The organism is Sinorhizobium fredii (genome assembly GCF_002944405.1).
GTDB classification, from domain to species: Bacteria; Pseudomonadota; Alphaproteobacteria; order Rhizobiales; family Rhizobiaceae; genus Sinorhizobium; species Sinorhizobium fredii_C.
Window position 1 is genome coordinate 95,504 of sequence record NZ_CP024308.1, and the last position, 25,808, is coordinate 121,311.

The 25,808-nt window shown below is 60.6% G+C and carries 21 protein-coding genes and 1 pseudogene; 11 read left to right on the forward strand and 11 right to left on the reverse strand.

Features of this window, described 5'->3' with window-relative positions; translation table 11 throughout:
• Nucleotides 1–11 precede the first annotated feature (11 nt).
• Both NXT3_RS19820 and NXT3_RS19825 read right to left on the reverse strand, forming a co-directional pair.
• The gene (locus tag NXT3_RS19820; protein ID WP_104840112.1) at nt 12–1,025 is read right to left on the reverse strand and encodes a phosphotransferase enzyme family protein; all 1,014 of its coding nucleotides are present in this window, start codon (nt 1,023–1,025) and stop codon (nt 12–14) included.
• Nucleotides 1,026–1,036: 11 nt separating this feature from the next.
• Nucleotides 1,037–2,320, reverse strand: coding sequence for an aspartate aminotransferase family protein (locus NXT3_RS19825; RefSeq protein ID WP_104840324.1), 1,284 nt, complete (start codon nt 2,318–2,320; stop codon nt 1,037–1,039).
• Nucleotides 2,321–2,530: 210 nt separating this feature from the next.
• On the opposite strand from NXT3_RS19825, the gene NXT3_RS19830 reads away from it, so the two are divergent.
• Nucleotides 2,531–3,970 carry an APC family permease gene (locus tag NXT3_RS19830; RefSeq protein WP_104840113.1) on the forward strand — a complete coding sequence of 480 codons (1,440 nt, stop codon included), beginning with the start codon at nt 2,531–2,533 and terminating at the stop codon, nt 3,968–3,970.
• 37 nt (nt 3,971–4,007) lie between these two features.
• Here NXT3_RS19830 and NXT3_RS19835 read toward each other — a convergent pair.
• The 8 genes and pseudogenes from NXT3_RS19835 to NXT3_RS19870 all read right to left on the reverse strand — a co-directional run.
• Nucleotides 4,008–4,389: pseudogene (locus tag NXT3_RS19835) on the reverse strand (alcohol dehydrogenase catalytic domain-containing protein); the annotation flags it as partial.
• Nucleotides 4,390–4,416: 27 nt separating this feature from the next.
• Complete coding sequence (locus NXT3_RS19840; protein WP_104840114.1) at nt 4,417–6,081, reverse strand: electron transfer flavoprotein-ubiquinone oxidoreductase; 1,665 nt, start codon at nt 6,079–6,081, stop codon at nt 4,417–4,419.
• Nucleotides 6,078–7,016, reverse strand: coding sequence for a bifunctional methylenetetrahydrofolate dehydrogenase/methenyltetrahydrofolate cyclohydrolase FolD (folD, locus tag NXT3_RS19845; protein ID WP_104840115.1), 939 nt, complete (start codon nt 7,014–7,016; stop codon nt 6,078–6,080). Before folD ends, NXT3_RS19840 begins: the two co-directional genes overlap by 4 nt.
• Nucleotides 7,017–7,025: 9 nt before the next feature.
• A complete protein-coding gene (purU, locus tag NXT3_RS19850) occupies nt 7,026–7,880 on the reverse strand; it encodes a formyltetrahydrofolate deformylase (protein WP_104840116.1) in 855 nt (284 codons plus the stop codon).
• A gap of 11 nt (nt 7,881–7,891) precedes the next feature.
• Complete coding sequence (locus NXT3_RS19855; protein WP_104840117.1) at nt 7,892–8,827, reverse strand: electron transfer flavoprotein subunit alpha/FixB family protein; 936 nt, start codon at nt 8,825–8,827, stop codon at nt 7,892–7,894.
• 24 nt (nt 8,828–8,851) lie between these two features.
• On the reverse strand, nt 8,852–9,601 hold the full coding sequence (locus tag NXT3_RS19860) for an electron transfer flavoprotein subunit beta/FixA family protein (protein ID WP_104840118.1): 750 nt from the start codon (nt 9,599–9,601) through the stop codon (nt 8,852–8,854).
• Between the two features lie 92 nt (nt 9,602–9,693).
• Nucleotides 9,694–11,046, reverse strand: a complete 1,353-nt coding sequence (locus tag NXT3_RS19865) for an aspartate aminotransferase family protein (RefSeq protein WP_104840119.1) — start codon at nt 11,044–11,046, stop codon at nt 9,694–9,696.
• A 2-nt stretch (nt 11,047–11,048) separates the two neighbouring features.
• A complete protein-coding gene (locus NXT3_RS19870) occupies nt 11,049–11,720 on the reverse strand; it encodes an HAD family hydrolase (protein WP_234828147.1) in 672 nt (223 codons plus the stop codon).
• A 171-nt stretch (nt 11,721–11,891) separates the two neighbouring features.
• Between NXT3_RS19870 and NXT3_RS19875 the strand changes: the two genes are divergently transcribed.
• From NXT3_RS19875 to NXT3_RS19910, 8 genes are all read left to right on the forward strand, one after another.
• Nucleotides 11,892–12,872 carry a tripartite tricarboxylate transporter substrate binding protein gene (locus NXT3_RS19875; RefSeq protein ID WP_234828148.1) on the forward strand — a complete coding sequence of 327 codons (981 nt, stop codon included), beginning with the start codon at nt 11,892–11,894 and terminating at the stop codon, nt 12,870–12,872.
• Between the two features lie 63 nt (nt 12,873–12,935).
• Nucleotides 12,936–13,526 (forward strand): tripartite tricarboxylate transporter TctB family protein, encoded by a 591-nt coding sequence (locus NXT3_RS19880; protein WP_104840121.1) that lies wholly within the window; start codon nt 12,936–12,938, stop codon nt 13,524–13,526.
• A complete protein-coding gene (locus NXT3_RS19885) occupies nt 13,526–15,034 on the forward strand; it encodes a tripartite tricarboxylate transporter permease (protein ID WP_104840326.1) in 1,509 nt (502 codons plus the stop codon). Before NXT3_RS19880 ends, NXT3_RS19885 begins: the two co-directional genes overlap by 1 nt.
• Before the next feature lie 3 nt (nt 15,035–15,037).
• On the forward strand, nt 15,038–16,522 hold the full coding sequence (locus NXT3_RS19890; RefSeq protein WP_104840122.1) for an aldehyde dehydrogenase: 1,485 nt from the start codon (nt 15,038–15,040) through the stop codon (nt 16,520–16,522).
• Nucleotides 16,522–18,999, forward strand: coding sequence for an FAD-dependent oxidoreductase (locus NXT3_RS19895; protein WP_234828149.1), 2,478 nt, complete (start codon nt 16,522–16,524; stop codon nt 18,997–18,999). The genes NXT3_RS19890 and NXT3_RS19895 overlap by 1 nt, the downstream gene beginning before the upstream one ends.
• Before the next feature lie 36 nt (nt 19,000–19,035).
• A complete protein-coding gene (locus NXT3_RS19900) occupies nt 19,036–20,274 on the forward strand; it encodes a Tm-1-like ATP-binding domain-containing protein (protein WP_104840123.1) in 1,239 nt (412 codons plus the stop codon).
• An 11-nt stretch (nt 20,275–20,285) separates the two neighbouring features.
• A complete protein-coding gene (locus NXT3_RS19905; protein WP_104840124.1) occupies nt 20,286–22,331 on the forward strand; it encodes an oxidoreductase in 2,046 nt (681 codons plus the stop codon).
• A 13-nt stretch (nt 22,332–22,344) separates the two neighbouring features.
• Nucleotides 22,345–22,854 carry a hypothetical protein gene (locus NXT3_RS19910; protein WP_158665370.1) on the forward strand — a complete coding sequence of 170 codons (510 nt, stop codon included), beginning with the start codon at nt 22,345–22,347 and terminating at the stop codon, nt 22,852–22,854.
• Nucleotides 22,855–22,872: 18 nt separating this feature from the next.
• Here the strand turns inward: NXT3_RS19910 and NXT3_RS19915 are convergent, their stop codons facing one another.
• Nucleotides 22,873–23,337 carry a MarR family winged helix-turn-helix transcriptional regulator gene (locus tag NXT3_RS19915; RefSeq protein WP_104840126.1) on the reverse strand — a complete coding sequence of 155 codons (465 nt, stop codon included), beginning with the start codon at nt 23,335–23,337 and terminating at the stop codon, nt 22,873–22,875.
• A 78-nt stretch (nt 23,338–23,415) separates the two neighbouring features.
• Here NXT3_RS19915 and hmgA point away from each other — a divergent pair, with 78 nt between their 5' ends.
• Together hmgA and NXT3_RS19925 are read left to right on the forward strand one after the other, a co-directional pair.
• Nucleotides 23,416–24,750: a homogentisate 1,2-dioxygenase gene (hmgA, locus tag NXT3_RS19920; protein ID WP_104840127.1), complete on the forward strand. Its 1,335-nt coding sequence runs from the start codon at nt 23,416–23,418 to the stop codon at nt 24,748–24,750.
• 19 nt (nt 24,751–24,769) lie between these two features.
• Nucleotides 24,770–25,786 (forward strand): fumarylacetoacetate hydrolase family protein, encoded by a 1,017-nt coding sequence (locus NXT3_RS19925; RefSeq protein WP_104840128.1) that lies wholly within the window; start codon nt 24,770–24,772, stop codon nt 25,784–25,786.
• Nucleotides 25,787–25,808: the final 22 nt, after the last annotated feature.

Consider the following 25,808-nt stretch of genomic DNA (forward strand, 5'->3'; position numbering starts at 1 on the left):
GGCATTCACTCTTACCAACCGGCGCCGAGATACTCGTCGGCTAGTCCGTAGGCATCAGACAGGTAGCGTGACAAACGGGCGCCGTTGTCAGCGAATTCTGGGCGTTCTCCGATCCATCCGATATAGGTGAGGCTGCGCAGCAGCATGAACATCGGCAGAAGAGATTCCTCGCGATCCGAAAGTTCCCTATTACGGCGATAGCCGTCGAGAACGGCCTGTCTGATCTCGCGGTAGCGCGGTTCCTTCCGATTACGCAAGAGCGTGGTCGCGATATCGAAGAGACGCCAGCCGTACCCGGAATCGTCGAAATCTATGAATTGGACGGAACTCGCCGTTACTAGGACGTTCTCCCTCACGAGATCTGCATGAATGAGACCAAAATCGAGTTTCTCTGCATTGATGCGCTCCATCTCTGACAAAAGGATACCGCGCAGCCTACAGAGCTTGTCCTGGTCTCTTGTGGATAGGGCGTCAAGATCCCAGAAGCGCCCCCACAAGGGGTTATCTCCGAGCAAGCCGCGCTTGTCCCAGGATGGGCGCTCGAGCGCGCTCGCCCGTTCCCAGGCATCGCTAATGTTGTGGAGATCGGCCATTTTGGCTCCGACCGCGGCAAAGATGCGTACCATGTCCTCCGGACCGTGCGACAGCGGTACACCTGACTGGCCTAGGGGCGTCCCGGAGAGCCATGACACGATGTCGGCATTTTGTTCTGGAAAGTCGACACTTGCAGGCAGTGCAGTGTAGTCATCTCCTTTCAGGGTGGAGATAGGCGTCGGGACCTCAATGCCGCCTTGCTCAAGCACGTTCATCCATTGGAGCTCTGAAACGAGGGCCTCGGCGCTGTGATATCCAGGGCGGTGAAGCCTCAGCACCGCAGGTCGCCCGTCCGCAAGGGCCACCTTGAAGACCGCGTTCTCACGGTATTTCAGAAGCTCCGGCTGCTGGCGGGACAATCCCCAGTGGGAGAGTGCCTCCTTGGCTCTAAGTGAAAGTCTTCCGGCCAGCGCCTCGGGAATGTCCGCCATGACAGATCTCTCTAAAGCGCCGAAAGGACGTCATCGAGCGTGCCGATCAGCAGGTCTGCATTTTCTGTGGTGAACGGCATGGGAGGGCGAATTTTGGTCGCACATTGGTGAATGCCCAGCTTGCCCATCAAGACCCCACGCGTGCGCATTTCGTTGATGAGGCGGGTCGCTATTTCAGGAGCGGGTGTTTTTTCCGCCCTGTCGAGGACAAGTTCCGCTCCGAAGAACAGCCCGCTGCCACGCACGTTGCCGATGATCGAATGCTTCTCTGCTAGTCGCGACAGTCCATCCTTGGCGTATTTGCCGACCTTCCTTGCGTTTTCTACTAGCTTCTCGTGTTCCAGAACATCGAGTACGGCCATGCCTGCTGCACAGGAAACCGGATTTCCACCGAATGTGTTGAAGTAGCGAAACGCCTTGCGGAACGCGTTCAGGGTATCTGAACCTGCCACGACACCAGCGATCGGATGTCCATTGCCCATGGGCTTCCCCAGCGTCGCTATATCGGGAACAATCCCAGCGTGTTGGTGCCCCCACATGTTGTCTCCGGTCCTGCCAAAACCCGGCTGAACTTCGTCGGCAATCAAAAGGCCTCCGGCCTTTCGAACCGCTGCCGCCGCCCCGGCCAAGAATCCCTTTGGCAAGTCCGGGAAGCCCTCGTTCGCGAAGAACGGATCGATAATGAGCGCCGAAAAGCCGTGCTCACTTTCCTCGAGCGAGCGGATTGCCTTTTCCACTTCACTGGTGAAAGCGGCTGCAAACGGCTCCCCACTAACGCCACCCAAAGGCCTGTAGCTATCGGGCGCCGTCACATGGCGTACATGACCACCGTAGCCTCCGACGGGCGGCATGCGTGTCGACAACTGGGAAACTGCAGTCGTGTTTCCGTGGTATGTGAAGTTGGTCGCGATGACCCCGGTCTTTCCGGTGACTGCTTGTGCCATCCGAAGAGCTATGTCGTTTGCTTCGCTTCCGGTGCAGGTCAGGATCGCGGCGTCCAGCGAACGGTCGAAGTAGCCCAACAGCCGTTCGACATAGTTCAAAATGCCCTCGTGAAGATATCGGGTATGGGTATTCAGCGTTGAAGCCTGCCGGCAGATCGCTTCCACGACGTGCGGGTGGCAATGGCCGACGTGAGGCACGTTGTTATAGCAATCGAGATAGCGCCTTCCGTCCGCGTCCCAGAGCCAGACGCCCTCTCCACGAACGAGATGCACAGGTTTCTCGTAAAAGATCGAGGTGTTCTTCCCAAGTAGTTTTTCGCGCCTAGCGAGGAGGGCTTTCGTATCGTTCATCATCCCGCCTGTAGTTGTTTCGTACGGTTCATTATTATAACCGAGAGATACATTATCGGACCGGTTTTCAGCAATTGTCAAGCGCCCGCCGGCAAAAACATCGACGGGAGGTGACATATTGACATCCGGCAAAAGTAGAACAAAATAGATAACCATCGGTGATAATAATGAACCAAGAAGGCCGAGAGAAACTCTAGATAGGGAACTTAGATGTTTAACGAACAAACCTCGACCGATCGCGGTCTGCGGGCAGGGACTCTGGGAGCAGCGGCCATCACGTTGATGGTCGTATCCGCGGTTGCCCCCCTCACCAACATGGCGGGCGTATTGCCGGTCGCTATTCTTTTCGGCAACGGCACGGCCATAGTCCCAGCCTTCATGCTGATGATGATTTTGGTTCTGATATTCTCGGTGGGGTACGTAGCCATGGCCCGGCACGTGCAGAATGCTGGGGCGTTTTACACACTCATTACCAAGGGACTGGGAAAGACCGTGGGCGGAGCGGCTGCTGTGGTCGCGCTTCTCGGGTACAATTGCATGCAGATTGGCATGTCGGGAATGTTTGGCCCGGTATGCACAGATCTGGTCAAAACTTTCACTGGTGTGACAGTTCCTTGGTGGGCATTCAGCCTTGGCGCCTCGGCTTTGATCGGGGTCCTTGCCTACAGACGTGTGGATCTATCCGCTAAGGTCCTTGGTCTCCTGGTTCTCGCCGAGTTCGCAGTTGTTTTGGTTCTTGACCTGATGATCGTCTACAAAGGCGTTCCCGGAGGATTTGACCTCGCTCCGCTCTCGTTGTCGGGCATGCCAAGCGCATCTGCGCTCGGAGTGACATTCGTGTTCGCCTTCGGCTGCTACATCGGTATCGAAGCCACAACCATATACAGCGAGGAGGCGAAAGACCCGAAGCGGACCATTCCCCTTGCCACATACGCGGCAGTCGTCCTGATCGGTGTGTTCTATTCCGTCTCAACGATTTGGATCGTCGAGGCTGCAGGCACGGCCACTATAGTCAGCCAACTGCAGAACATCGCCGATCCAATCCAGTTCGTGTTCAACATCGGCAACCAGTATGTCGGCAATTGGCTGGCTGTGTTGATGCGCGTCTTGTTCGTGACCAGCGTTTTCGCCTGTCTCCTGGCCTTCCACAATCACGTCGCCCGCTATTTCTACTTTCTCGGCAAGGAAGGCCTCATGCCCGCTTGGCTTGGCCGCACCCACGATACCTATCAGAGTCCGCACCGCGGCACGATTGTGCAGACAATTATCGCGCTCGCTGTCATCTCGATCTTCGCAATTTCAGGTCTTGACCCGCTGCTTACGCTGTTCGCGTGGGTCGCTAATGTAGCTGTGATCAGCATCATCCTGCTGATGTTGATGGTTTGCTTCGCGATCATTGCCTTCTTCAGCAAGAACCCGGATTTGGAGCCGAACCAGCTGATCAAGACGAAGATCATGCCAGCTATCGCGGCCACAGGCTTTGGCATCGTGGCCTACTTCGGCATTTCCGGTTTCGACATCCTGACCGGTACACCAGGCCCGTTGGCGATCGCGCTGCCGTCCTTGATACTTGTCGCTGCGGTGATCGGAGCGGTGAGAGCAACGACGCGGCCGGACGCATTTGCCCGATTGAGCGCCGACCAGATCTAAGCGTCGCAAGAGAGGGGGCTCGCCTTCGGGCGGGCCCTTTGTTCATGAAAAAGCGGCTGGTGCCGTCCGGCATCAGGCCCTGGCCCTGGGTGGCGCGGATGGCGGCGCAAAGGTTGGTCCTGCGGCTCAGGCACGAATAGCATTCGCGGCACTCGGGCGTGTACAGCGGAATGACATGATCACCCCTCCTCACCGACGTGACGCCCGGACCGACATCGACCACGACTCCGGCGCCCTCATGGCCGAGGATCGCCGGGAACAGCCCTTGTCCGCCCCGACAGGGCGAAATTGTCGGTGTGGCAGATGCCGGTCGCCTTGACCTCGACCAGCACCTCGCCGGCCTGCGGACCTTCGAGTTGAACGGTCATCACTTCCAAGGGCTTGCCTGCCTGAACGGCGACGGCGGCACGTACGTCCATAATCTCGATCCTTTATTTGTGTTCGGGCTACATGTTCGGATAGACCGGGCCTTCGCCCCCTTGCGGCGGCACCCAGTTGATGTTCTGGTTCGGGTCCTTGATGTCGCAGGTTTTGCAGTGGACGCAGTTCTGCGCATTAATGACGAAGGTCGGCTTACCGTCCTTCTCCACCCATTCGTAGACGCCGGCGGGACAGTAGCGCGTCGAAGGTCCGGCATAAACGTCATATCCGGAACGCTTCTGCAGGTCGGGGTCCTTGAGCTGTAAATGCACCGGCTGATCCTCCTCGTGGTTGGTGTTCGAGAGGAACACCGAGGAGAGCCGATCGAAGGTAAGCACGCCGTCCGGCTTGGGGTAGTCGATCTTCTGGTGTTTCGCCGCTGGCTCCAGGGAGGCCGCATCGGTCTTGCCATGTCTCAGCGTGCCGAAGATGGAGAAGCCGAAGAGCGTGTTCGTCCACATGTCGAGGCCGCCGAGCGCGACACCCACCGCCGTACCGAAGCGCGACCAGAGCGGCTTGACGTTTCTCACCTTCTTCAGATCCTGGCCGATGGCGCTGTCGCGCCAACCGCGCTCGATCTCGATCGGCTCGTCATTGGCGCGACCGGCAGCGAGCGCCTCCGCCAGTTTCTCCGCCGCGAGCATACCGGAGAGTACCGCGTTGTGGCTGCCCTTGATGCGCGGCACGTTGACGAAACCGGCCGAGCAGCCAATCAGCGCGCCACCGGGGAATGACAGTTTCGGCACCGATTGCCAGCCACCCTCCGTGATCGCACGGGCGCCATAGGAGAGGCGCTTGCCGCCTTCGAAAGTGCCGCGGATGACGGGGTGCGTCTTGAAGCGCTGGAATTCCTCGAAGGGGTGGAGATAAGGATTTTTGTAGTTCAGGTGCACGACGAAGCCGACAGCAACCAGATTGTCTTCGAGGTGGTAAAGGAAAGAGCCGCCGCCGGTTTTCATGTCGAGCGGCCAGCCGAAGGAATGCTGCACCAGGCCGGGTTTATGGTTCTCAGGCCTTACTTCCCAGAGCTCCTTCAGGCCGATGCCGAATTTCGGCACGTCGCGGCCCTCGTCGAGCCTGAACTTGGCGATCAGTTGCTTGGCGAGCGAGCCCCGGACGCCCTCGCCGATAAGCGTGTATTTGCCGAGGAGCGCCATGCCACGGGCATAGTTTGGCCCCGGTTCGCCGGAGCGTTGGATGCCCATGTCGCCGGTGGCCACGCCGATCACGGCGCCCTCGTCATTATAAAGCACTTCGGCGGCGGCAAAGCCCGGATAGATCTCGACGCCCAGCGCCTCGGCATGGGTGGCGAGCCAGCGACAGACATTGCCGAGCGAGACGACATAGTTGCCGTGATTGTTCATCAACGGCGGCATCAGAAAGTTCGGCAGGCGGATCGAGCCGGCCGGACCCAGGAAGAGAAAATGGTCGTCGGTGACTTCGGTCTTGAACGGATGATCCGGCTCATCGCGCCAGCCGGGCAATAGCCGGTCGATGCCGATCGGGTCGACGACCGCGCCGGAGAGGATGTGCGCGCCGACTTCGGCGCCCTTTTCGAGAACGACGACGGAGAGCTCAGGATTGACCTGCTTCAGCCGGATCGCCGCCGCAAGCCCGGCGGGACCTGCGCCGACGATCACGACGTCGAATTCCATGCTCTCGCGTTCCGGCAGTTCTTGTCGTTCGGTCATGGTGTTCGGCCGAGTTGGGTTCGTTGCTCAAAAAGTGGGACCGATCGGCCATGCGCGCGGCAGGCAGCGCTTAACGTATTCGCCATCAGCATCGCGATCGTCATGGGGCCAACCCCACCGGGAACCGGAGTGATCGCACCGGCTCTTTCCACAGCCCCGTCGAAATCCACATCGCCCACGAGCCGGGTCGTGCCGGAAGTCGCCTCTCGCACTCCGATCCGATTTATCCCGACGTCGATCACCGTCGCCCCCGGCTTAATCCAATCCGCCCGGACCATTTCAGGACGCCCAACCGCCGCGACAAGGATGTCCGCTTGGCGGCAAAGCGCCTCGACGTCTGGCGTCTTGCTGTGCGCAACAGTGACGGTGGCATTGGCTGCCAGCAACAGGTTCGCCATAGGCTTGCCAACTATGTTTGAGCGACCGAGAACGACTGCCCGCAGTCCGGAAAGGTCTTGTCCATGAATCCTTTGGATCAAGATCATGGAGCCGGCCGGAGTGCATGGGACGAACCCGGAGTCGAGCACGCCTGTGCCGAGCCTGCCAACATTCATGAAGTGAAAGCCGTCAACGTCCTTCTCCGGCGAGATGGACTGGACGACCTTCCCAGCGTCGATGTGGCCGGGAAGGGGAAGTTGCATGAGAATGCCGTGTACTGAGTCGTCGAAGTTCAAAGATTCGATCACCTCCAACAACTTAGCCTCGCAAACGTCTTCGGGGAGTTCGTGCTTGATCGACAGAAATCCGCACTCATCGGCCTTCCTGGCTTTCGATCCCACATAGACTTGGCTCGCGGGGTCGCTGCCAACGATCACGACGGCGAGGCCAGGCTTTACACCATCGATCGCCAACGAGCGCGTGTGGGCCTTGACCCTGTCAAGCACGCTTTCTGCAATCTCCTTCCCGGAGATGACCTCACAATCAATCCTGCGCATGTTCCGGACTCAAGCGAAGACGATTGTGCGGTGGCCGTTGAGCATGACGCGGCACTCGAGGTGCATCTTGACGGCACGCGCAAGGACGCGGCTTTCGATGTCACGGCCAGTGGCGACGAAGTCCTCGGCCGTCATGGCATGGGTGACGCGTTCGGTCTCCTGCTCAATAATCGGTCCTTCGTCCAAGTCGGGCGTGACGTAATGCGAGGTGGCGCCGATTAGCTTCACGCCGCGTTCAAACGCCTGGTGGTAGGGCTTCGCGCCCTTGAAAGAGGGCAGGAAAGAATGATGAATGTTGATGACCTTTCCATAGAGGCGAGTCGACAAGTTGTCGGAAAGCACTTGCATGTAGCGCGCCAGGATGACGAGATCGGCACCGCTGTCGCGGACGAGCTGAAGCAACTGCGCTTCACGCTCTTGCTTGTTCTCTCTGGTTACTGGCCAATGATAGAAGGGAATGCCTTCCTGCTCGGCCGTCCTGGCGCTGTCGTCGTGGTTCGAGACGATCGCCGCTACCTCGCCGTTCAGCCAGCCGACCCTGATCTGGTAGAGCAGGTGAAGCATCGCATGGTCAAACTTCGACACCATGATGATGATCTTCGGCTTGCGGCTGCCATCGACCAAGCTTGCCTTCATCTCAAAGCGGTCGATGACCGGCGTCAGCACTTTTTCAAGCTCGTCCTTCTCGCGTTCCGGCGGGGCCGTGAAGGCGATACGCATGAAGAACCGGTTCGAGCTGCGGTCCCAATACTGGTTACTTTCCGCGATATTAGCGCCAACCGACGCGAGTTCGGTGGTCACGGCAGCCACGATGCCCGGGCGATCGTCGCAGGAGAGGGTGAGTATGTAGCTGTTCGATAACATGGGCGTTCCGTTCAGGAGAGAGCTTTCTGGAGATCGGGCAGAACCTCAAAAAGATCGGCGACAAGGCCATAGTCGGCGACCTGGAAGATTGGTGCCTCCTCATCCTTGTTGATGGCGACGATCACCTTGGAATCCTTCATGCCGGCGAGGTGCTGGATGGCACCGGAGATGCCACAGGCGATGTAGAGATCGGGTGCCACCACCTTGCCAGTCTGGCCGACCTGCCAGTCGTTGGGCGCGTAGCCGGCATCGACGGCGGCTCGGCTTGCACCGACGGCGGCGCCGAGCTTGTCGGCGACGGGAAGGATCACTTCCTTGAACTTCTCTGCCGAACCGAGCGCCCGGCCGCCCGAGATGATGATCTTCGCCGAGGTCAGCTCCGGGCGGTCTGAAGAGGACAGCGCGTCGGAAACGAACCTCGACAAATCGGAAAAAGCGGCTGCCGTCGGGACCTGTTCGACGGCAGCCGAGTCACCCGCCGAAGCGGGGGGGAAGGACGAGGTGCGGACGGTGACGACTTTCTTCACTTCGGTCGTCTGCACCGTCTGGACGGCGTTGCCGGCATAGATCGGCCGCTTGAAGGTGTCGGGCGACACCACCTCGATGATCTCCGACACCTGGGCGACGTCAAGCAGCGCGGCAACCCGCGGCATGACGTTCTTGCCGACCGAGGTGGCGGCGGCAACAACGGTGTCGTAGCTGCCGGCGAGCGAGACGATGAGGGCGGCCAACGGCTCGGCGAGATTGTGGGCGAGCGAGGCATCCTCGGCGACGAGCACCTTCGTGACGCCCGAGAGCTTCGCCGCCTGCTGGGCGGCGGCCCCGACGCCGGAACCCGCAACGAGCACATGCACGTCCCCGCCGATCTTGGTGGCCGCCGTCAGCGCCTTCGCCGTCTGGTCGGAAAGGTGGGTGTTGTCGTGGTCAGCCAGAAGCAGAATGGCCATGATGGAATCTCCCTTTCCTTGACCTTAGAGGACGCCGGCTTCGGTCTTGAGCTTCTCGACGAGCTCGGCGACCGACTTCACCTTGATGCCGGCCTTGCGGCCGGACGGCTCTTCCGTCTTCAGCACCTTGATCCGTGCCGCGGTGTCGACGCCGAAATCGGCCGGCGTCTTCTTGTCGAGCGGCTTCTTCTTCGCCTTCATGATGTTCGGCAGCGAGGCGTAGCGCGGCTCGTTGAGGCGCAGGTCGGTGGTGACCACCGCCGGCAGCTTCAGCTCCACCGTCTGCAGGCCGCCGTCGACCTCGCGGGTGACGTTGACTTTGCCGCCGCCGATCTCGACCTTCGAGGCGAAGGTGCCCTGCGGCCAACCGAGGAGAGCGGAGAGCATCTGGCCGGTCTGATTGCTATCGTCGTCGATCGCCTGCTTGCCGACAATGATGAGTCCCGGCTGTTCGGCCTCGGCGACACCCTTGACGATTTTGGCGACGGCGAGCGGCTCGACCTGGTCTTCGGTCTCGACGAGGATCGCCCGGTCGGCGCCCATGGCGAGCGCCGTTCTCAGCGTCTCCTCGGCCTTGGCCGGCCCGATCGAGACGACGACGACTTCGGAAGCCTTGCCGGCTTCCTTCAAGCGCAAAGCTTCCTCGACGGAGATCTCGTCGAACGGATTCATCGACATCTTCACATTGGCAAGCTCGACGCCCGAACCGTCCGCCTTCACCCGGATCTTGACGTTGAAGTCGACGACCCGTTTCACCGTAACTAGGATTTTCATTTGGCTGTTCCCCAATTCTAGGCAAAGTAACCCTGTCCGCGGCACGACGCATGCCGCGATCCATGCTGATCAATTCACTGTGGATCTGGCGATCAGCTTGCCTTGCGGAGGCCTACCTCCAGTGCCTGAAGGATCCGACCGACATCGGCGGCGGTGATCACAAGCGGCGGAGACAAAATAAGATTCGACCCCGACGTCCTGATCATCACGCCGGCTTCGTAGGCTCCCTCGTAAACCGTCGCGACTGTATCCTTTGGCGCACTAGTCTTCTTTGCTCTGTCCGAGACAAGTTCGACGGCGCACATGAGTCCCTTGCCACGCACATCGCCGACGAGTTCGTGTTTGGACTTTAACGCTTGAAGCCCAGCCAACAGCTCTTCTCCGCGCGCCGCAGCATTTGCCGCAGTGTTCACACGCATGGTCTCTCGGAGCGTTGCAAGCGCTGCAGCGGCTCCGACGGGATGTCCGGAGTATGTGTAACCATGGCCAATCGCACCAAAAACATTGTTGTTGGACTCGAACGCTTCGGCAATCTTTTCCGAGATCATGACCGCTCCGAAGGGGAAGTAGCCATTCGTAAGGGCTTTGGCCGTGGAAATCAGGTCGGGCTTGACGTTCCAAAGGCGCGAGCCCGTCCATGCTCCTGTTCGCCCGAAGGCGGTGATCACTTCATCCGCGATAAGGAGGATTCCGTGTCTGTCACAGATCTCACGCATCAAGGGCATGAAGGTGTCGTGGGGTACGATCACACCGCCCGCTCCGAGCACAGGCTCCATGATCAGTGCCGCAATCGTGTCCGCCCCCTGGAAAGCAATCTCGTCTTCAAACTGCCGGGCGATGGCTGCCGCGATCTCCGCCGGATCTTCCGTGTTGAAGGGGTTGCGATAGGCATAGGGGGCGGGCAGGTGGATTACTCCCGGCAGCAGCGGCTCATAGTTGCGGCGGAAGTTCGAGTTTCCGTTGACCGAGGCGCCACCGAAATGGGTGCCATGATAGCCTTTCTTAAGCGCCACGAATTTCGTGCGTTCCGGCTGCCCGTTTACCTTATGATACTGGCGCGCCAGACGAAGGCAGGTTTCGACGGAGTCGGAGCCTCCGGAAGTGAAGAATGCACGAGTGAGACCGTCCTCCCTGAACCATTCGGTCAGTTCATAGGACAATTCAATCAAAGGCGAGTTGGTCGTGCCGCGGAATGCTGAGTAATAGGGGAGCTCGTATAGCTGATCCGAAATAGCCTTCTTCACGGGATCGCACGAGTAGCCGAGGTTCACGTTCCAGAGCCCACCGACAGCGTCCAAGAGGGTGTGGCCAGACAGGTCGGTTATCTCCACGCCCGAAGCCGATCGGACGATCTTCGGAGGATGCGTCCGCATTTCCGCTGGGTGGGCCATTGGATGCCATAGGTGGCGAGCATTGTTCTCAACAATGAAGTTCGTATCGCTCATCGTCATTCTCCGGCTGATATGCCCAGCGCTTCGCAGGCGAGGGAGTAGCTTTCAGAAGGGCGGGTGACGTCGAAGTGGACTGTGCGCATGCCGACGTTCCGGGCACCGGTGATGTTTCGGAGCTGGTCGTCCACGAAGACGCACTCTTCGGCGGCGACGCCAAGCGCGCTCGTCACGAAACCATATGATCGGGGGTCGGGCTTCAGGACCTTCGTGTAGGTCGCGTCGACAATCGCGTCGAAATCAGCCAGGAAGGGCAGTTTGTCCCTGAATCCACTGCCGTAGAAAAGATCGAGTTCGTTCGACAGGATCGCCAGCTTCCGCCCTGCGTTCTTTGCGGCGCGAATCGCCTCCAACGCTTCCGGGCGGATCATGGCGGCTGGATCGTCGCCGCGGATGCGCTGCAGGAAGCTAGGCAGGTCCACCCATTCTTCGCCGACCAAGCGTCCGGTCTCGGCCGCCCGCATGTACCAGTAGTCGCGCTCTGAAATGCGGTCGTCCTGCATCTCGCACCACATGGGATCGCTAGCGGGATCGAAAGGTCCCATCCAATTGAGAGTACCGGTCGGAACGCCAAGAGCCGCTTCGCTCTGCGGATGGGTTTCGAAGACTGTTTTCGAGATGACGCCGCCGAAATCGAGGACGAGCGCACTGCACGATGCCGCCACCTTCAAGTTCCTTTCCTGCTTTCAAAACTACGGAGCGTGCTTCCTGCCCCAGGTGATGATGCCGCCTCCTCGCTCCCTTCCCAGCATGGTCGAGACAGGGAGGCGCGCTCACTCTTGACGGACTACTTGACAGAACTCAGAACATAATGCAAGCTTTTTAAACTGCTGGTGATAATAATGAACCAAACACGGCAGGAAAGCCAAAGTGGGAGTTTGCAGATGCGAAAATTGCTTACATTGACGCTGATGACGACGCTGCTTGCGGGAGCGGCCTTCGCGCCGGCTGCCCGTGCGGAATATCCCGAAAGACCTGTGACCTTCATTGTTCCCTGGCCCCCCGGCGATATTGAAGACCAGCTTACGCGCGTCATCGCAGAGGAGATGACCAAGGAGACGGGGGTGCCGGCTAAGGTCGTCAACAGGCCCGGAGGGGGGGCCGTGGAGGGCGCGACGGCGGTTGCTCAAGCGGAGCCAGACGGGTACACGATCGGCTCGTTCGTGATTGACGTACCAACGATGCACATCATCCGCGGCAACGCCACGTACAAGCGAGATACCTTCGAGCCGATCGGAATCTTCCTGACCTATCCGTTCGCTCTCGTCGCCCTGAAGTCAGCGCCGTACAAGACGCTTAGCGAGCTGGCGGACTACGCGAAGCACAATCCCGTCAAGCTCGCACATTTCGGTTATGACCTGGTGCCATCGATGGCCACCTTCGCTGCCGCAAAGAGGCTCGGCTTCAAGTTCAGCGCCGACGCGGCGTACGAAATGGTGGACTGCTCCACATTGAAGAACGGCGATGCCGACGTGATGAACACGACCATGGCCGTGATTCTGGCATGCAGGGACGACATCAACGTACTCGCCGCTTACACCGACCAGCCACTGTCGGTAGCGCCCGAAGCTCCGCTTCTTTCGTGGGAGGTACCTGGCCTCGACATCACGCTCTGGAACGGCCTGTTCGTCCCGAAGGGCACACCGCAGGAAATCAAGGACAAGATCGCGGCGATCGCGAAGAAAGCGGTGCAATCCGACAAGGCGAAGGAGATCGCCGCACCGTCTGGCGCTGGCATCTACTGGATGGACGCAGCGCACTCGGCTGAACGCATCGCCAAGGACTACCAGAAAGCCGAAGACATCCTCAAGGAGATCCAGTGACACGGGAATGGCGTGCCTACCGGGCACGCCATTCCGATAGGCAGCTTATTCTGGAGTTGAGCGATGACCCGCAGCGGACCGCCCGGAACCGAGAGTGAATACATCGAGAGCGAACTGGACGAGGTCGTGCCGCCCGCCGCGGAAGGACTGGCCGCCGCGATATTTTGCGGAGCAACGATTGTCCTGATTGCGTTGGCACCTTTTGCGACTCGGCCGCAGCCGATCGACAAAGGGTGGTATCTGGCCCCGGTTAACTGGCCATTGCTCAGCCTTGCACTGGCGCTGGTCTCGGGAGCGATCCTGAGCTGGCGGTTCTGGAGCGCTTTCCGCTCCACCCCCGACCGCGACGCCTTCCGGCGGGCGTCCCTCTGGGCATTCGGCGGAATGGGAGCGGCCATTGAATACAGCGCCTACTTCTGCGCCTACCTAGTCGGCGTCACCTATCTCGGTTTCGCGATCGCCACCGTCTTGTTCCTGCAATTCGTCGCATGGCGCTCCGGGCTGCGCGGCCGCAAATGGGTGCTGACCACGCTCGCCGTCGCAGCCGGTATCGTCGTCATATTCAGGCTTGGGATCGATCTGTGGTTCCCGCTTGCACCGATCTTCAAACTCCTTCCCGCCTGGGTCGGCAATTCACTCGGGGGCGTCCTGTGATTGAGAGCTTTCTCCTTGGACTAGAACATGTCGCGACCTGGCAGGTTCTGCTGGCGCTCGTCGCAGGCGCGCTGTGCGGGATAGTCGTGGGTGCCATTCCGGGATTGGAACCGGCTGGAGCGATGGCGATCCTCCTTCCATTCACCCTGCAAATGGATCCGCTGCCGGGTGTGACGATCCTGCTCGGGGCCTACGGCGGCGCTTGGTATGGCGGAGCGATACCCGCGATCCTCATCCGCGTACCTGGTACGCCGGTGAACGTTCTCACAACTTATGACGGCTATCCGATGGCGCGAAAAGGAATGGCGCATCGTGCTCTGTCGATCGCGTATTCGTCCTCCTTTGTAGGAGGGATTGTAAGCGTGCTCGCGCTGGTTCTGCTAGCTCCCTACCTCGCCACCGTCGCGGAAAGATTCGGCGCTCCTGAATATGCGATGATCTCCGTGCTCGCGCTCGTCTCCGTCCTGCTGGCCCACCAAAATCATGTGGTCGCCGCACTCATGTCGCTGGGCTTCGGAATGTTCCTCGGATCGGTAGGTTTCGAGTCACCGTTCAACACGCAGAGGTACACGTTCGATCAACAGTGGCTTCTCGGCGGCGTTCCAATGGTGCCTGTCGTAATAGGCCTCTTCGCCATGTCGCAGGCATTCGTACTGCTCAAAACGCCGAGCTATCCTGACCTCGCGTCGGACTACCAAAGCGGGAATCGCTTCCGCGGGCTATTGGAGGTGTTCAAGTATCCGAGAACAGTGATCCGTTCTTCCGGCCTGGGCGTATTCCTCGGCCTCCTTCCGGGTATTGGAGAATTCGGCGCGCAATTCCTCTCCTATTCCCTGGCACGTCGCTTCTCTAAGAAGCCGGAAGAGTTCGGAAAGGGTTCAGCGGAAGGCCTCGTCGCTTCGGAGACTTCCATCAGCGCCTGTACTTCTACGGTCCTTGTTCCACTGCTCTCGCTCGGCATACCCGCCGACCCCCTGATGGCGATGCTGCTCGCCGTTTTCATGATCCACAACATCGTGCCGGGACCGCAGCTATTTTCCCAGCACCCGGACTTCATCTCCGGCCTCTATATCTCGCTGTTCATCCTCAATCTGGCGATTCTCGGCATACTGCTCTTCGCGACGAAATACATCGTCAGGCTTTCTGGTATCAGCCCTCGCATGATCGGAGCGACCATTCTCGTTCTGGCGATGATCGGCTCCTATACGCAGAACTATCGCCTCACCGACGCACTGATAACAGTCGTCTTTGCAGTGGTTGGGCGCTTCATGCTCCGAAACGGGATTCCCGCTTTTCCTTTGGTGATTGGCTTGGTGTTGGGGCCGATGCTGGAGGTTCGTCTCAAACAGTCACTCAGTCTTTCGAAGGGCGATCCGATGATTTTCATCGAGCGTCCGATCGCTGCCGTGCTGCTGGCGCTCGCCGTAGGAGCTGTAGGCTTCTTCGCCATCGCCCGGTCAAAGGGCGCCAGCTTGCCAGTCGCGAAAGACCATAATCAGAAGGCTTAGAAAATGAAGCAGGAACAGATCGACAAACTCCGGGGCGTTCCCGTTCCGGAGCAGGCCCTCTTCATTGCCGGTGGCCGCCGCCCCGCTATCAGAGGCGGCAGCCGGGAAGTCGTCTCGCCGCTCGATGGGGCGGCTCTGACGAGGCTGGCCGAGGGCGAAGCCGCCGATGTCGATATTGCGGTCTCGGCTGCACGTGCGGCGTTCGACAAGGGAGGCTGGTCGAAAGCCTCTCCGGGGGAACGCAAGAAGGTCATGCACCGGATCGCGGACCTCATCGAGGGGAACGCGCTCGAAATTGCGGTGCTCGGAGTACGTGACAACGGCACGGAAATCTCCATGGCCTTGAAGGCCGAGCCAGGGAGTGCTGCGAACACCTTTCGCTACTACGCGGAACTCGCCGACAAGATCTATGGAGAGATCGCCCCGACGCCGGATTCGGTGCTCGGCCTCGTCCACCACGAACCGGTGGGTGTTGTGGGCGTCATCGTGCCCTGGAACTTTCCGCTGATGATCGGAGCGTGGAAGATCGCCCCAGCGCTCGCCGCCGGAAACTCTGTGGTGGTCAAGCCGGCGGAGGTTGCATCGCTCTCCTTGCTCCGCCTCGCCGAGCTTTGTTCCGAAGCCGGGCTTCCCGACGGTGTGCTGAACGTAGTCACCGGCCAAGGGTCGGTGGTGGGTGAGGCAATCGGTCTTCACCCCGATATCGATGTGCTCGCGTTCACTGGATCAGGCGGCGTCGGTAGGCGGCTGCTGGAATATTCCGCGCGGTCGAACCTGAAACGGGTCTACCTCGAACTTGGCGGTAAGTCGCCCAACATCGTGTTCGCCGACGCGCCGGACCTGGATCAGGCGGCCAAGACCGCCGCTTACGGCATTTTCCGGAATTCTGGCCAGGTGTGCGTCGCCGGGTCACGACTGCTCGTTGAAAGATCGATACACAAGGAGTTCTCTGAAAAGGTCTCCGCGATTGCTGGCACAATAAAGGTCGGCGATCCGTTGGACTTGACGACCGAAGCGGGGGCCATCGCCAGCGAGGACCAGCTCAAGAAAAACCTGGAGCATGTCGCCCGCGCTCAGGCGCAAGGGGCAGAGCTCAGGGCCGGCGGAAATCGAATCCTTCAGGCGACCGGCGGCTATTTCATGTCTCCGACGGTGTTCGACGGCGTCACACTGGAAATGACCCTGTTCCGGGAGGAGGTGTTCGGACCTGTCCTCGCTATCACGCCCTTTGAAGACGAGGCGGACGCGATACGGATCGCGAACTCGACCGCATATGGACTCGCCTCCGGCGTCTGGACGGCGAACCTTTCGCGCGCGCATCGGATGGTGCGAGCGATCCGGGCAGGAGTAGTTCACGTCAACACTTACGGCGGGTCCGACATCACCGTCCCGCTCGGCGGCGTGGGGCAGTCAGGTAACGGCCACGACAAGTCGCCGCACGCGCTGGACAAATATCTCAATCTCAAGACAGCATGGGTTCAACTTTGATGAGCGACATCACACGACAGAAAGCACTTCCGGAAAAGGCGCCGGTAGTCGTCATTGGCGGCGGAATCATCGGGGTCTCGACCCTCTACCACCTCGCAAGACGTGGCGTCAGCGGTGCTGTGCTGCTGGAGCGGAAGCAACTTGCCAGCGGCACTACCTGGCATGCTGCCGGCATTGTTGGACAACTCAGGGAGTCGAGCGCCCAGACCAACCTCTCCAAGTATACGGCGCGCCTGTTCACCGAGCTCGAGGCGGAAACCGGGCAGGCGACCGGCTATAAGCAGAACGGAACCATGCATCTGGCGCTTTCCGGCATCCGGCTGGAGCAGCTTCAACGCAATCACGACCACGCCCGCCGGATGGAGATCGAGAGCCACATGCTGTCTGTCGATGCTCTGAAGGAGCAGTGGCCGCTCATAAACTATGAGGGCGTGCTCGGCGGCTTCTTCGTTCCATCTAACGGACAAGTCAATCCGCTGGATGTCACGCAAGCCATGGCAAAGGGTGCGAAGCAGAAGGGCGCCCTGGTGTTCGAGAACACTTCGGCAACCAGGATACTGACGAAAAACGGCCGGGTGATCGGCGTCGAAACCGATCAAGGTGTCATCGCCACTGAAAAGGTCCTGCTTGCGGGCGGAATGTGGACAAGCCGCTTTGCGAAGGCACATGGCGTGACCGTGCCTCTTCATGCTGCGGAACATTTTTATATCGTCACTCAACCGGTCGCTGACCTACCGCGCACGTTACCCTGCCTTGTCGTCGGCGAAGAACGGACATACTGGAAGGAAGACGCGGGAAAACTGCTGATCGGTGGCTTTGAAGCACGTGGCAAAGCCTGGGCCAGAGAGGGCATTCCCGACAGTTTCGAGTTCGACGAACTTCCATTCGACATGGAACACAACGAACCGATACTCGAAACCATCTTCGCGCGCATGCCGGCACTTGCCGAGATGGGCATCAAGACGTTTTTCAATGGCCCAGAGAGTTTCACGCCGGACGGACGGCCTTATCTCGGACCCGCTCCCGAAAAGCGAGGGCTATTCATTGCGGCCGGCATGAATTCCAACGGCATCCTGAATTCGGGTGGCGTTGGACTGACAATGGCGGAATGGCTGGTCGATGGTTACCCGAGCCGCAGCATGAACTCGATGCTGGCTTGTCGCGCTCATCCCTTCCAGTCCAACTCCGCATACAACGGAGATAGGGTCGGCGAGTCCGTCGGTTTCCACTACGGCATCCATTGGCCCGGCCGTCAGATCGAGACAGCGCGAGGCATCCGCAGGGTTCCTATGCACGACCGACTTGCATCGGCCGGTGCGGTATTCGCCGAGCGCATCGGGTGGGAAGTGCCAATGTACTTCGATCCCGCCGGCGCCGGATGGCCGACGAAGCCCTCGCTGGGATGGCAGGAATGGTCCCCGATAGTAGCCGACGAATGCATTGCGGCCCGCGACGACGCGGTCCTGCTCGATCAGTCGATGTACGGCAAGATTCTCGTGCAGGGACCCGACACCGCCAAAGCGCTAAACATGGTCTGCGGCGCGCAGATGGACGTGCCCACGGGGACCTCTGTCTACACCCAGTTCTTGAATCCTCGCGGCGGCATCGAAGCAGATGTCACGGTGACGCGCTTCGCCGAGGACAGATTCCTGATCGTCACGGGCCACCCCAGCCAGATTCGCGACCGCGCGTGGCTCGAAGCGCATGCGGATCCGTCCTGGAGGTTCGAAGTCTTCGACGCGACGTCTTCATACTCGTTGCTGACCGTTCACGGACCCAAGGCACGGGCGGTAATCGGATCAATCACGACCGATGATGTGTCCAACGAGGCGTTTCCGTTCGGGGCCGCGCGCGAGCTTGACCTTGCCTATGCGCGCGCCTGGGTCATCCGCCGCTCCTTCCTTGGCGAGCTCGGCTACGAGCTGCTGATACCGACGGAATTCACCGCCGGAGTGTACGAGGCTCTGCTCGTGGCCGGAAAGCCTCATAATCTGCGGCACATCGGTATGTTCGCGATGAACAGTTGCCGCCTCGAGAAGGCGTTCCGACACTTCGGCCACGACATCGGCGAGGATGACACACCTTTCGAAACCGGTCTCGGATTCGCGGTCGATCTGAGCAAAGAACAATTCCTCGGGCGGGAAGTTCTTGAGGCGCAGAAAGCGCAGGGGCCCGCAACCAAGTTCAGGACGGTCTGCGTGTCGGTCGAGAGCGCGTCCGCGCTGGAGGGTCCCTACCTCATTCACAACGAGCCGGTCTGGCGCGATGGCGAACTCGTGGGCCATGTCACCTCGGGAGGTTGGGGCTTCAGGCTCGAACGAATGGTCGGCCTTGCCAGCCTGCATCGTGCCGACGGCGTCACGAAGGCGTGGTTGGACGAGGGCGGTTTCGAGGTCCAGATCGCCGGAGAAATGTGTCCGCTGACGGTGCAACTGCAGCCCTTCTACGATCCGAAGGGCGAGCGGATGCGCGCTTGATCACACAAGCACAATAAAATGAGTGGGAACAAAATCATGACTGACAAGACCATACTGATAGTCGGAACATACGACACGAAGTCCGACGAGCTGCGGTATCTGGAGGAGTGCATCCGCAGCCAAGGCGGAGCCGTGCTGACAATGGACGTCAGCGTCCTCGGCGACGCCGTTGGTCCGGTCGACTTCACGAAGCACGACGTCGCGGCTGCGGCGGGCTCGACGATCGAGGAAGTGATCAATTCCGGCGACGAAAACAGCGCGATGCAGATCATGGCGGCGGGAGCGTCCGTGCTGACGGCGAGGCTGCATGCCGAAGGCAGAATCGATGGCCTGATCGCCATGGGGGGCACGATGGGCACGGACCTTGCGCTGGACTGCGCACAGGCGCTGCCGCTGGGCGTCCCGAAATACGTCATTTCGACGGTATCGTTCTCGCCGCTCATTTCGGCGGACCGCCTCTCGCCTGACATCCAGATGATCCTGTGGGCCGGAGGCCTCTACGGGCTGAACTCGATCTGCAAATCCTCGTTGAGCCAAGCCGCGGGAGCGGTTCTCGGAGCGGCGCGGGCGGCGGAGCCTCCGGCCCGGAGCCGCCCGGTGATCGGAATGATGAGCCTGGGAAGCTCCTGCCTTTCCTACATGATGACCCTGAAGGGCCCCCTGGAGGAGCGCGGCTTCGAGGTGGCGGTGTTCCACGCCACAGGCATGGGCGGCATGGCCTTCGAGAAGCTGGCCGCTGAGGGCTACTTCGCGGCGGTCATGGACTTCGCGCTCCCCGAGCTCGGGAACCTCCTGGTCGGTTCGGTGATAAACGGCGGAAAGAACCGTCTGCTCTCGGCAGGACAGAAGGGCGTTCCCCAACTCGTCGCCCCCGGCTGCGTCGATCTAATCGACTTCGCGAGCTGGCAGGAAATTCCGGCACGGTTTGCAGATCGCCCGTACCACGCCCACAACAGGCTGATCGCCTCCGCGGCACTCACTGCGGAAGAACGGAGGGAAACGGCCAGGGAAATCGGGAAGCGCCTCTCCCAGGCGAAAGCTCCGGTCCACGTCATCCTGCCGAACCAGGGCATCGAGGAGTGGGACAGGGAAGGGCAGCCGGCACACGATCCCGAAGGGCTGACCGCCTTCCTCGACGAGATGCGGAGCGCAATCCGCGCCCCGGTGGAGCTGACCGAGATCGATGCGCACATTAACGACCCGGCGTTCACCGAAACCGTTCTCAAGATCTTCGATGACTGGGTGCGCCGCGGAATCATCCGGAAAGCCGTGTGAGGTCAGCCGCCATGACATTGGATCCACGCTACAGCGTTCTCTTCGAACCCGTGAAGATCGGACCGGTCACAGCGCCCAACCGCTTCTTCGCAGTGCCCCACGCGACGGGGCATTCGCCCCTGATGCCCAACGGGTCGATAGCCATGCGTGCCATGAAGGCGGAGGGCGGCTGGGGCACCGTCGCGATGCAGCTTGCCGAGATTGATCCCTCCTCGGATATATCGAACCTGCCTATCGAAAAGTTCTGGGATGAGACCGATATCGCCAGCCACGCAAGACTGACTGCGAGAATTCGGGAGCACGGAGCTCTGTCAGCGATCGAGATCGGCCACAGCGGCATGCGATCGCGGGGGCTTGCCAACGGCTACCCCGTACTCGGACCCTCAAGTCTTCCCGTCCTGAAGCCCGAGGTTCCCGTCCAAGCGAAGGCAATGGACAAGGAGGACATCCGGTCGCTTCGCAGGAGCTACCGCGCCGCCGTGCAGCGGGCCAAGCAGGCAGGCTACGACATCGTTTACGTCTACGCGGCTCACGACGCATCTGTTCTGTGGCATTTCCTGACACCCGCCTACAACTTCCGGACGGATGAGTACGGAGGAAATTTCGAGAACCGCGTCCGCTTGCTCCGTGAGGTGCTGGAAGAGACCAAGGAGGAAGCGCGGGACGAGATCGCCGTGGCGATCCGGTTCGCGGTCCATGAGCTATCCGGCCCCAAGGCGATCCTGAGCACGGGTGAGGGGAGGGACGTTGTCGAGCGCCTCGCCGAGCTCCCAGACCTTTGGGACGTCAACGTGTCCGGCTGGAGCCGCGACTCTGGGACGTCGCGCTTCGACCCGGAAGGCGCGCAGGAAGAGTTCACCAGCTTCGTCAAGACCGTGACCAGCAAGCCGGTCGTCGGCGTCGGCCGCTTCACGTCGCCTGATGCAATGGTGAGCCAGATCCGGCGGGGCGTGCTCGACCTGATCGGAGGTGCACGTCCATCGATCGCGGATCCGTTCCTTCCGAACAAGATCAAGGAAGGTCGAGTCGACGAGATACGCGAATGCATCGGCTGCAACATCTGCGTTGCATCGGATGCCTATTCGATCCCCCTGCGCTGTACCCAGAACCCGACGATGAGCGAGGAGTGGCGTCGTGGGTGGCATCCGGAGCGAATTCCAGCCGCGCCGGAGCCGAAAAACCTCCTCGTCGTGGGGTCAGGTCCAGCGGGACTAGAGTGCGCCTTCACGCTCGCGCGCGCCGGGCACCAGGTTACCGTAGCGGACAAGTCAACCGAGCTAGGCGGACGCGTGTCAAAGGAATGCCGTCTAAAAGGCCTCTCCGCATGGAGCCGGGTGCGCGATTACCGTCTCTATCAATTGCAGCAGATGGCGAACGTCGTTCTCTACCCCGAGAGCGAGGTAACGGCTGACGACGTAGCCGATTTCGGAGCCGACCACGTTTTCGTCGCGACGGGCTCCCACTGGAGGGATGATGGACTCGGCCGCAGCCGCTACACCGCTATCCAGGGATTCCGCGGCAACGCCCTGACGCCGGACCACATCCTCGACGGAGGGATCATTGCCGGATCGGTGGTCGTCTATGACGACGATCACTACTACATGGGCAATGCCCTCGCCGAGCACCTCGCCGCGCTCGGGTCCGAAGTGCATCTCGTCTGTCCGCTGCCATCTATCGCGGGGTGGATGGGCTACACGCTGGAGCAGCCGCGCGTCGTTGCGGCGCTGATGGAAGCCGGCGTGAAGATGTACCCGAACACCACGGCCACCGGCTGGGAGAACGGCGTTCTCCGCATCAAACGCAGTGACACGTACCAGGAGCTTCAGCCCATTAGGGCCGACAACCTTCTCACGGTGACCGCAAGGCTGCCGAACGATGCGCTTGGGGAAGCAATCAGGAAGTCCGGCTCCGTCGGCTGCACTGTCATCGGGGATGCCGTCGCCCCGGGCATCATCCAGGCGGCGGTGTTCTCAGGACACAAGGCTGCCAGGGAATTTCTTGGCACCGAACCGGAGAACAGGATCTTCCGGCGCGAGACGCCGAAGCTGTTCGTCTAGGAAGGAGATCGCATTGGACCCGGTGAACTCGGCATATCTCGAGGAGTTGAGGGCGGCTCACTTCGGAGAAATGGTCGGCGACCTTCTCTTTCGAAGACTTTGCGACCGTTATCCTGAACATTCGAGCAAGCTCCATGAGCTTGCGCGCCTCGAGGCGAGCGTCGGCGACCTCCTGGAAGGCGTCCTGGCGCGACACCGCGTGGAGCCCGAACCGACGGAGCGCGTCGAAGCCCTGACTCATCAGCTTTTCGACGATCTCGGCGATGCCGACTGGGACGCCTTTCTGGCTCGGCTTCGCGACGTGGTCGTTCCCTTCGTGGAGCGCTTCGATCGGCTGCATGATGCAGGTCCGGCCGAGGATCGGAACACGTTGCGCATTCTCCGCGACCATGAGCGGGCGCTGTTGCGCTTTCTCGATGCCGAGATCCGGCGCGAGGACGAATTGCAGCCGTTAGAACGGGTGCTGGCGGAACTCGCCGAAGTTCGCTTCGCAGGGGGCAGGATTAGATGCGACAGCGCGTGAAATCGGCATTGTTGGATGTCACGGCGAACCTCCTGCAAGGGCCGATGGGTCGACAAAGCGGCTTTCGATCGCCGCGAGCCCGAGTTCGATCGCCGACATCAACTCAGGGCCCATCGCCCGCTGAAGCTCTGCCTGATATTCGAGGGCGGCGGACGAAAGCTCCTGGTAGGTCCGCATTCCCAATGCCGTCAGTTCGAGATGTTCGATCCTGCGATCCGAGGCGTCCTCCCGCCTCCTCAACCAACGGCGCTTTTCGAGAGCGAATACGGCGCGGCTCACCTTCGTCTTGTGCATGCCGGAGTGCCCGCCGATCTGCGTTGCCGTCAGACTCTTGTAGGCACCCAAGGCAGCCAGCGTCCGCCACTCAGGACGTGTCATTCCGTGCATCCGCTTGTAGTGCTCGGCGAAACGAAGGCTCACCGCCTCCGCGGCCCGATTGAGCCTGAAAGGCAGGAAGCGATCCAGATCGAAAAATTTCTCCATTGACCAGCCTTGATGGTTACAACTGTGACAGTTACGAGCGCAACGAAATCTAACGTCGCGCAAAAGGAGTTGCAACAGATGTCGAGTGCAGCAAGCCAGAACAGCCTCCAATACATGCCGGGTTTCGGAAATGACTTCGAGACGGAGTCGCTGCCCGGCGCTCTGCCTCAGGGACAGAACAGTCCGCAGAAGTGCAACTACGGTCTCTATGCCGAGCAGCTTTCAGGCTCACCGTTCACCGCGCCGCGTGGCACGAACGAACGTTCCTGGCTCTACAGAATTCGGCCAAGCGTGCGCCACACGCGTCGCTTTTCGAACGCCAGCTATCCTATGTGGAAGTCCGCGCCTTGCCTCGACGAACACTCTCTGCCGCTGGGCCAGCTTCGCTGGGATCCGATCCCCGCTCCCGAAGAGGCATTGAACTTCCTGGAAGGTGTGCGGACCATGACCGCCGCCGGCGATGTGATGACCCAGGTCGGCATGGCCGCGCACGCCTACGTGTTCAACGAGGATATGGTCGATGACTACTTTTTCAACTCCGACGGTGAACTGCTCATCGTGCCCCAGGTGGGAACGCTCAGGGTATTCACCGAGATGGGGATCATGGACGTGGAGCCCTCGGAGATCTGCCTCGTCCCGCGTGGTATGATGTTCAAGGTCCTGCGCGTTGGCAACGCGGACGTCTGGCGCGGCTACATCTGCGAAAACTACGGGGCGAAGTTCACGCTGCCGGACCGCGGACCGATCGGCGCGAACTGCCTGGCCAATCCTCGGGACTTCAAGACGCCCGTTGCCGCGTTTGAGGACAAGGAGACTCCCTGCAGGGTGCACGTGAAGTGGTGCGGGAAATTCTTCGTGACCGAAATCGGCCACTCGCCCCTCGACGTGGTCGCGTGGCACGGCAACTACGCGCCGTTCAAATATGATCTGCGGACCTTTTCCCCGGTCGGCGCGATCCTCTTCGATCACCCGGATCCATCTATCTTCACCGTGCTGACCGCGCCGACGGAAGAGGTGGGCACAGCCAACGTCGACTTCGTGATCTTCCCGCCGCGCTGGATGGTGGCCGAACACACATTCAGGCCACCCTGGTACCACCGCAACATCATGAGCGAGTTCATGGGCCTCATTCATGGCCAGTACGATGCGAAGGAGGAGGGGTTCGTTCCGGGTGGGATGAGCCTTCACAACATGATGCTGCCGCACGGGCCCGATGCGTCAGGTTTCGAAAAGGCGTCCAGCGGCGACCTGAAGCCCGTCAAGCTGGACCACACGATGGCCTTCATGTTCGAGACGCGTTTTCCTCAGCAACTGACCAGATATGCGGCAGAGCTCGAGACGCTGCAGGACAACTACCTCGAATGCTGGGATGGCCTGGAGCGGAAGTTCGACGGAACCGCCGGGGTGAAATGAAGCTGGGATTGGAAAGACAATGAAACTCGCAACACTCAAGGACTCGACCCGAGACGGCAAACTCGTTGTCGTCTCGAAGGACCTGACGCGCTGCTCGGAGGTCGGGCATATCGCGCGCACGCTCCAAGCGGCGCTCGACGATTGGGGGCATGCGAGCCCACGGTTGGCTCGTGTTGCGGAAGGACTCGAGAACGGGTCTCAGCCCTTCATGCGGTTCCACGAGCATGAGGTGGCTTCGCCGCTGCCCCGCGCATACCAGTGGGCCGACGGATCGGCATACGTGAACCATGTCGAACTGGTGCGCAAAGCCCGCAATGCCGAGTTGCCCGCGTCGTTTTGGACCGATCCGCTGATGTATCAGGGAGGATCGGATAGCTTTCTCGCGCCGCGTGATCCGATCCGGATGGCGGACGAGGCCTACGGCATCGACATGGAAGCAGAAGTCGCAGTCATCGTCGACGACGTGCCCATGGGAGCGACCCCCGACCAGGCGCGCGAGGCAATCCGCCTGGTGATGCTCGTCAACGATGTCTCACTACGGGGCCTGATCCCAGGCGAACTTGCCAAGGGTTTCGGCTTCTTCCAGTCAAAGCCGTCCTCGGCGTTCTCACCGGTCGCGGTGTCGCCGGACGAGCTCGGCGACGCATGGGACGGCGGCAAGGTGCACCTGCCGCTGCTCGTCAGCCTCAACGGCCAGCCATTCGGCAGGGCGAACGCGGGTCGGGACATGACATTCGACTTCGGAGAGTTGATCGCGCATGCCGCCAAGACGCGGCCGCTGGTCGCCGGATCCATCATCGGTTCAGGGACGGTCTCGAACAAGCTCGACGGGGAGCCGGGAAAATCGATCGCGGACGGCGGAGACGGCTACTCGTGCATCGCCGAGATTCGAATGATCGAGACGATCGAGACCGGCTCGCCGAGAACGCCGTTCATGAGGTTCGGCGACAGCGTCCGTATCGAGATGAAGGACCAGTCGGGACGATCGATCTTCGGCGCGATCGAGCAAGCAGTCGAAAGATACGAGGCGGCCTGATCCTTTCCGGCCGCGCGACCAA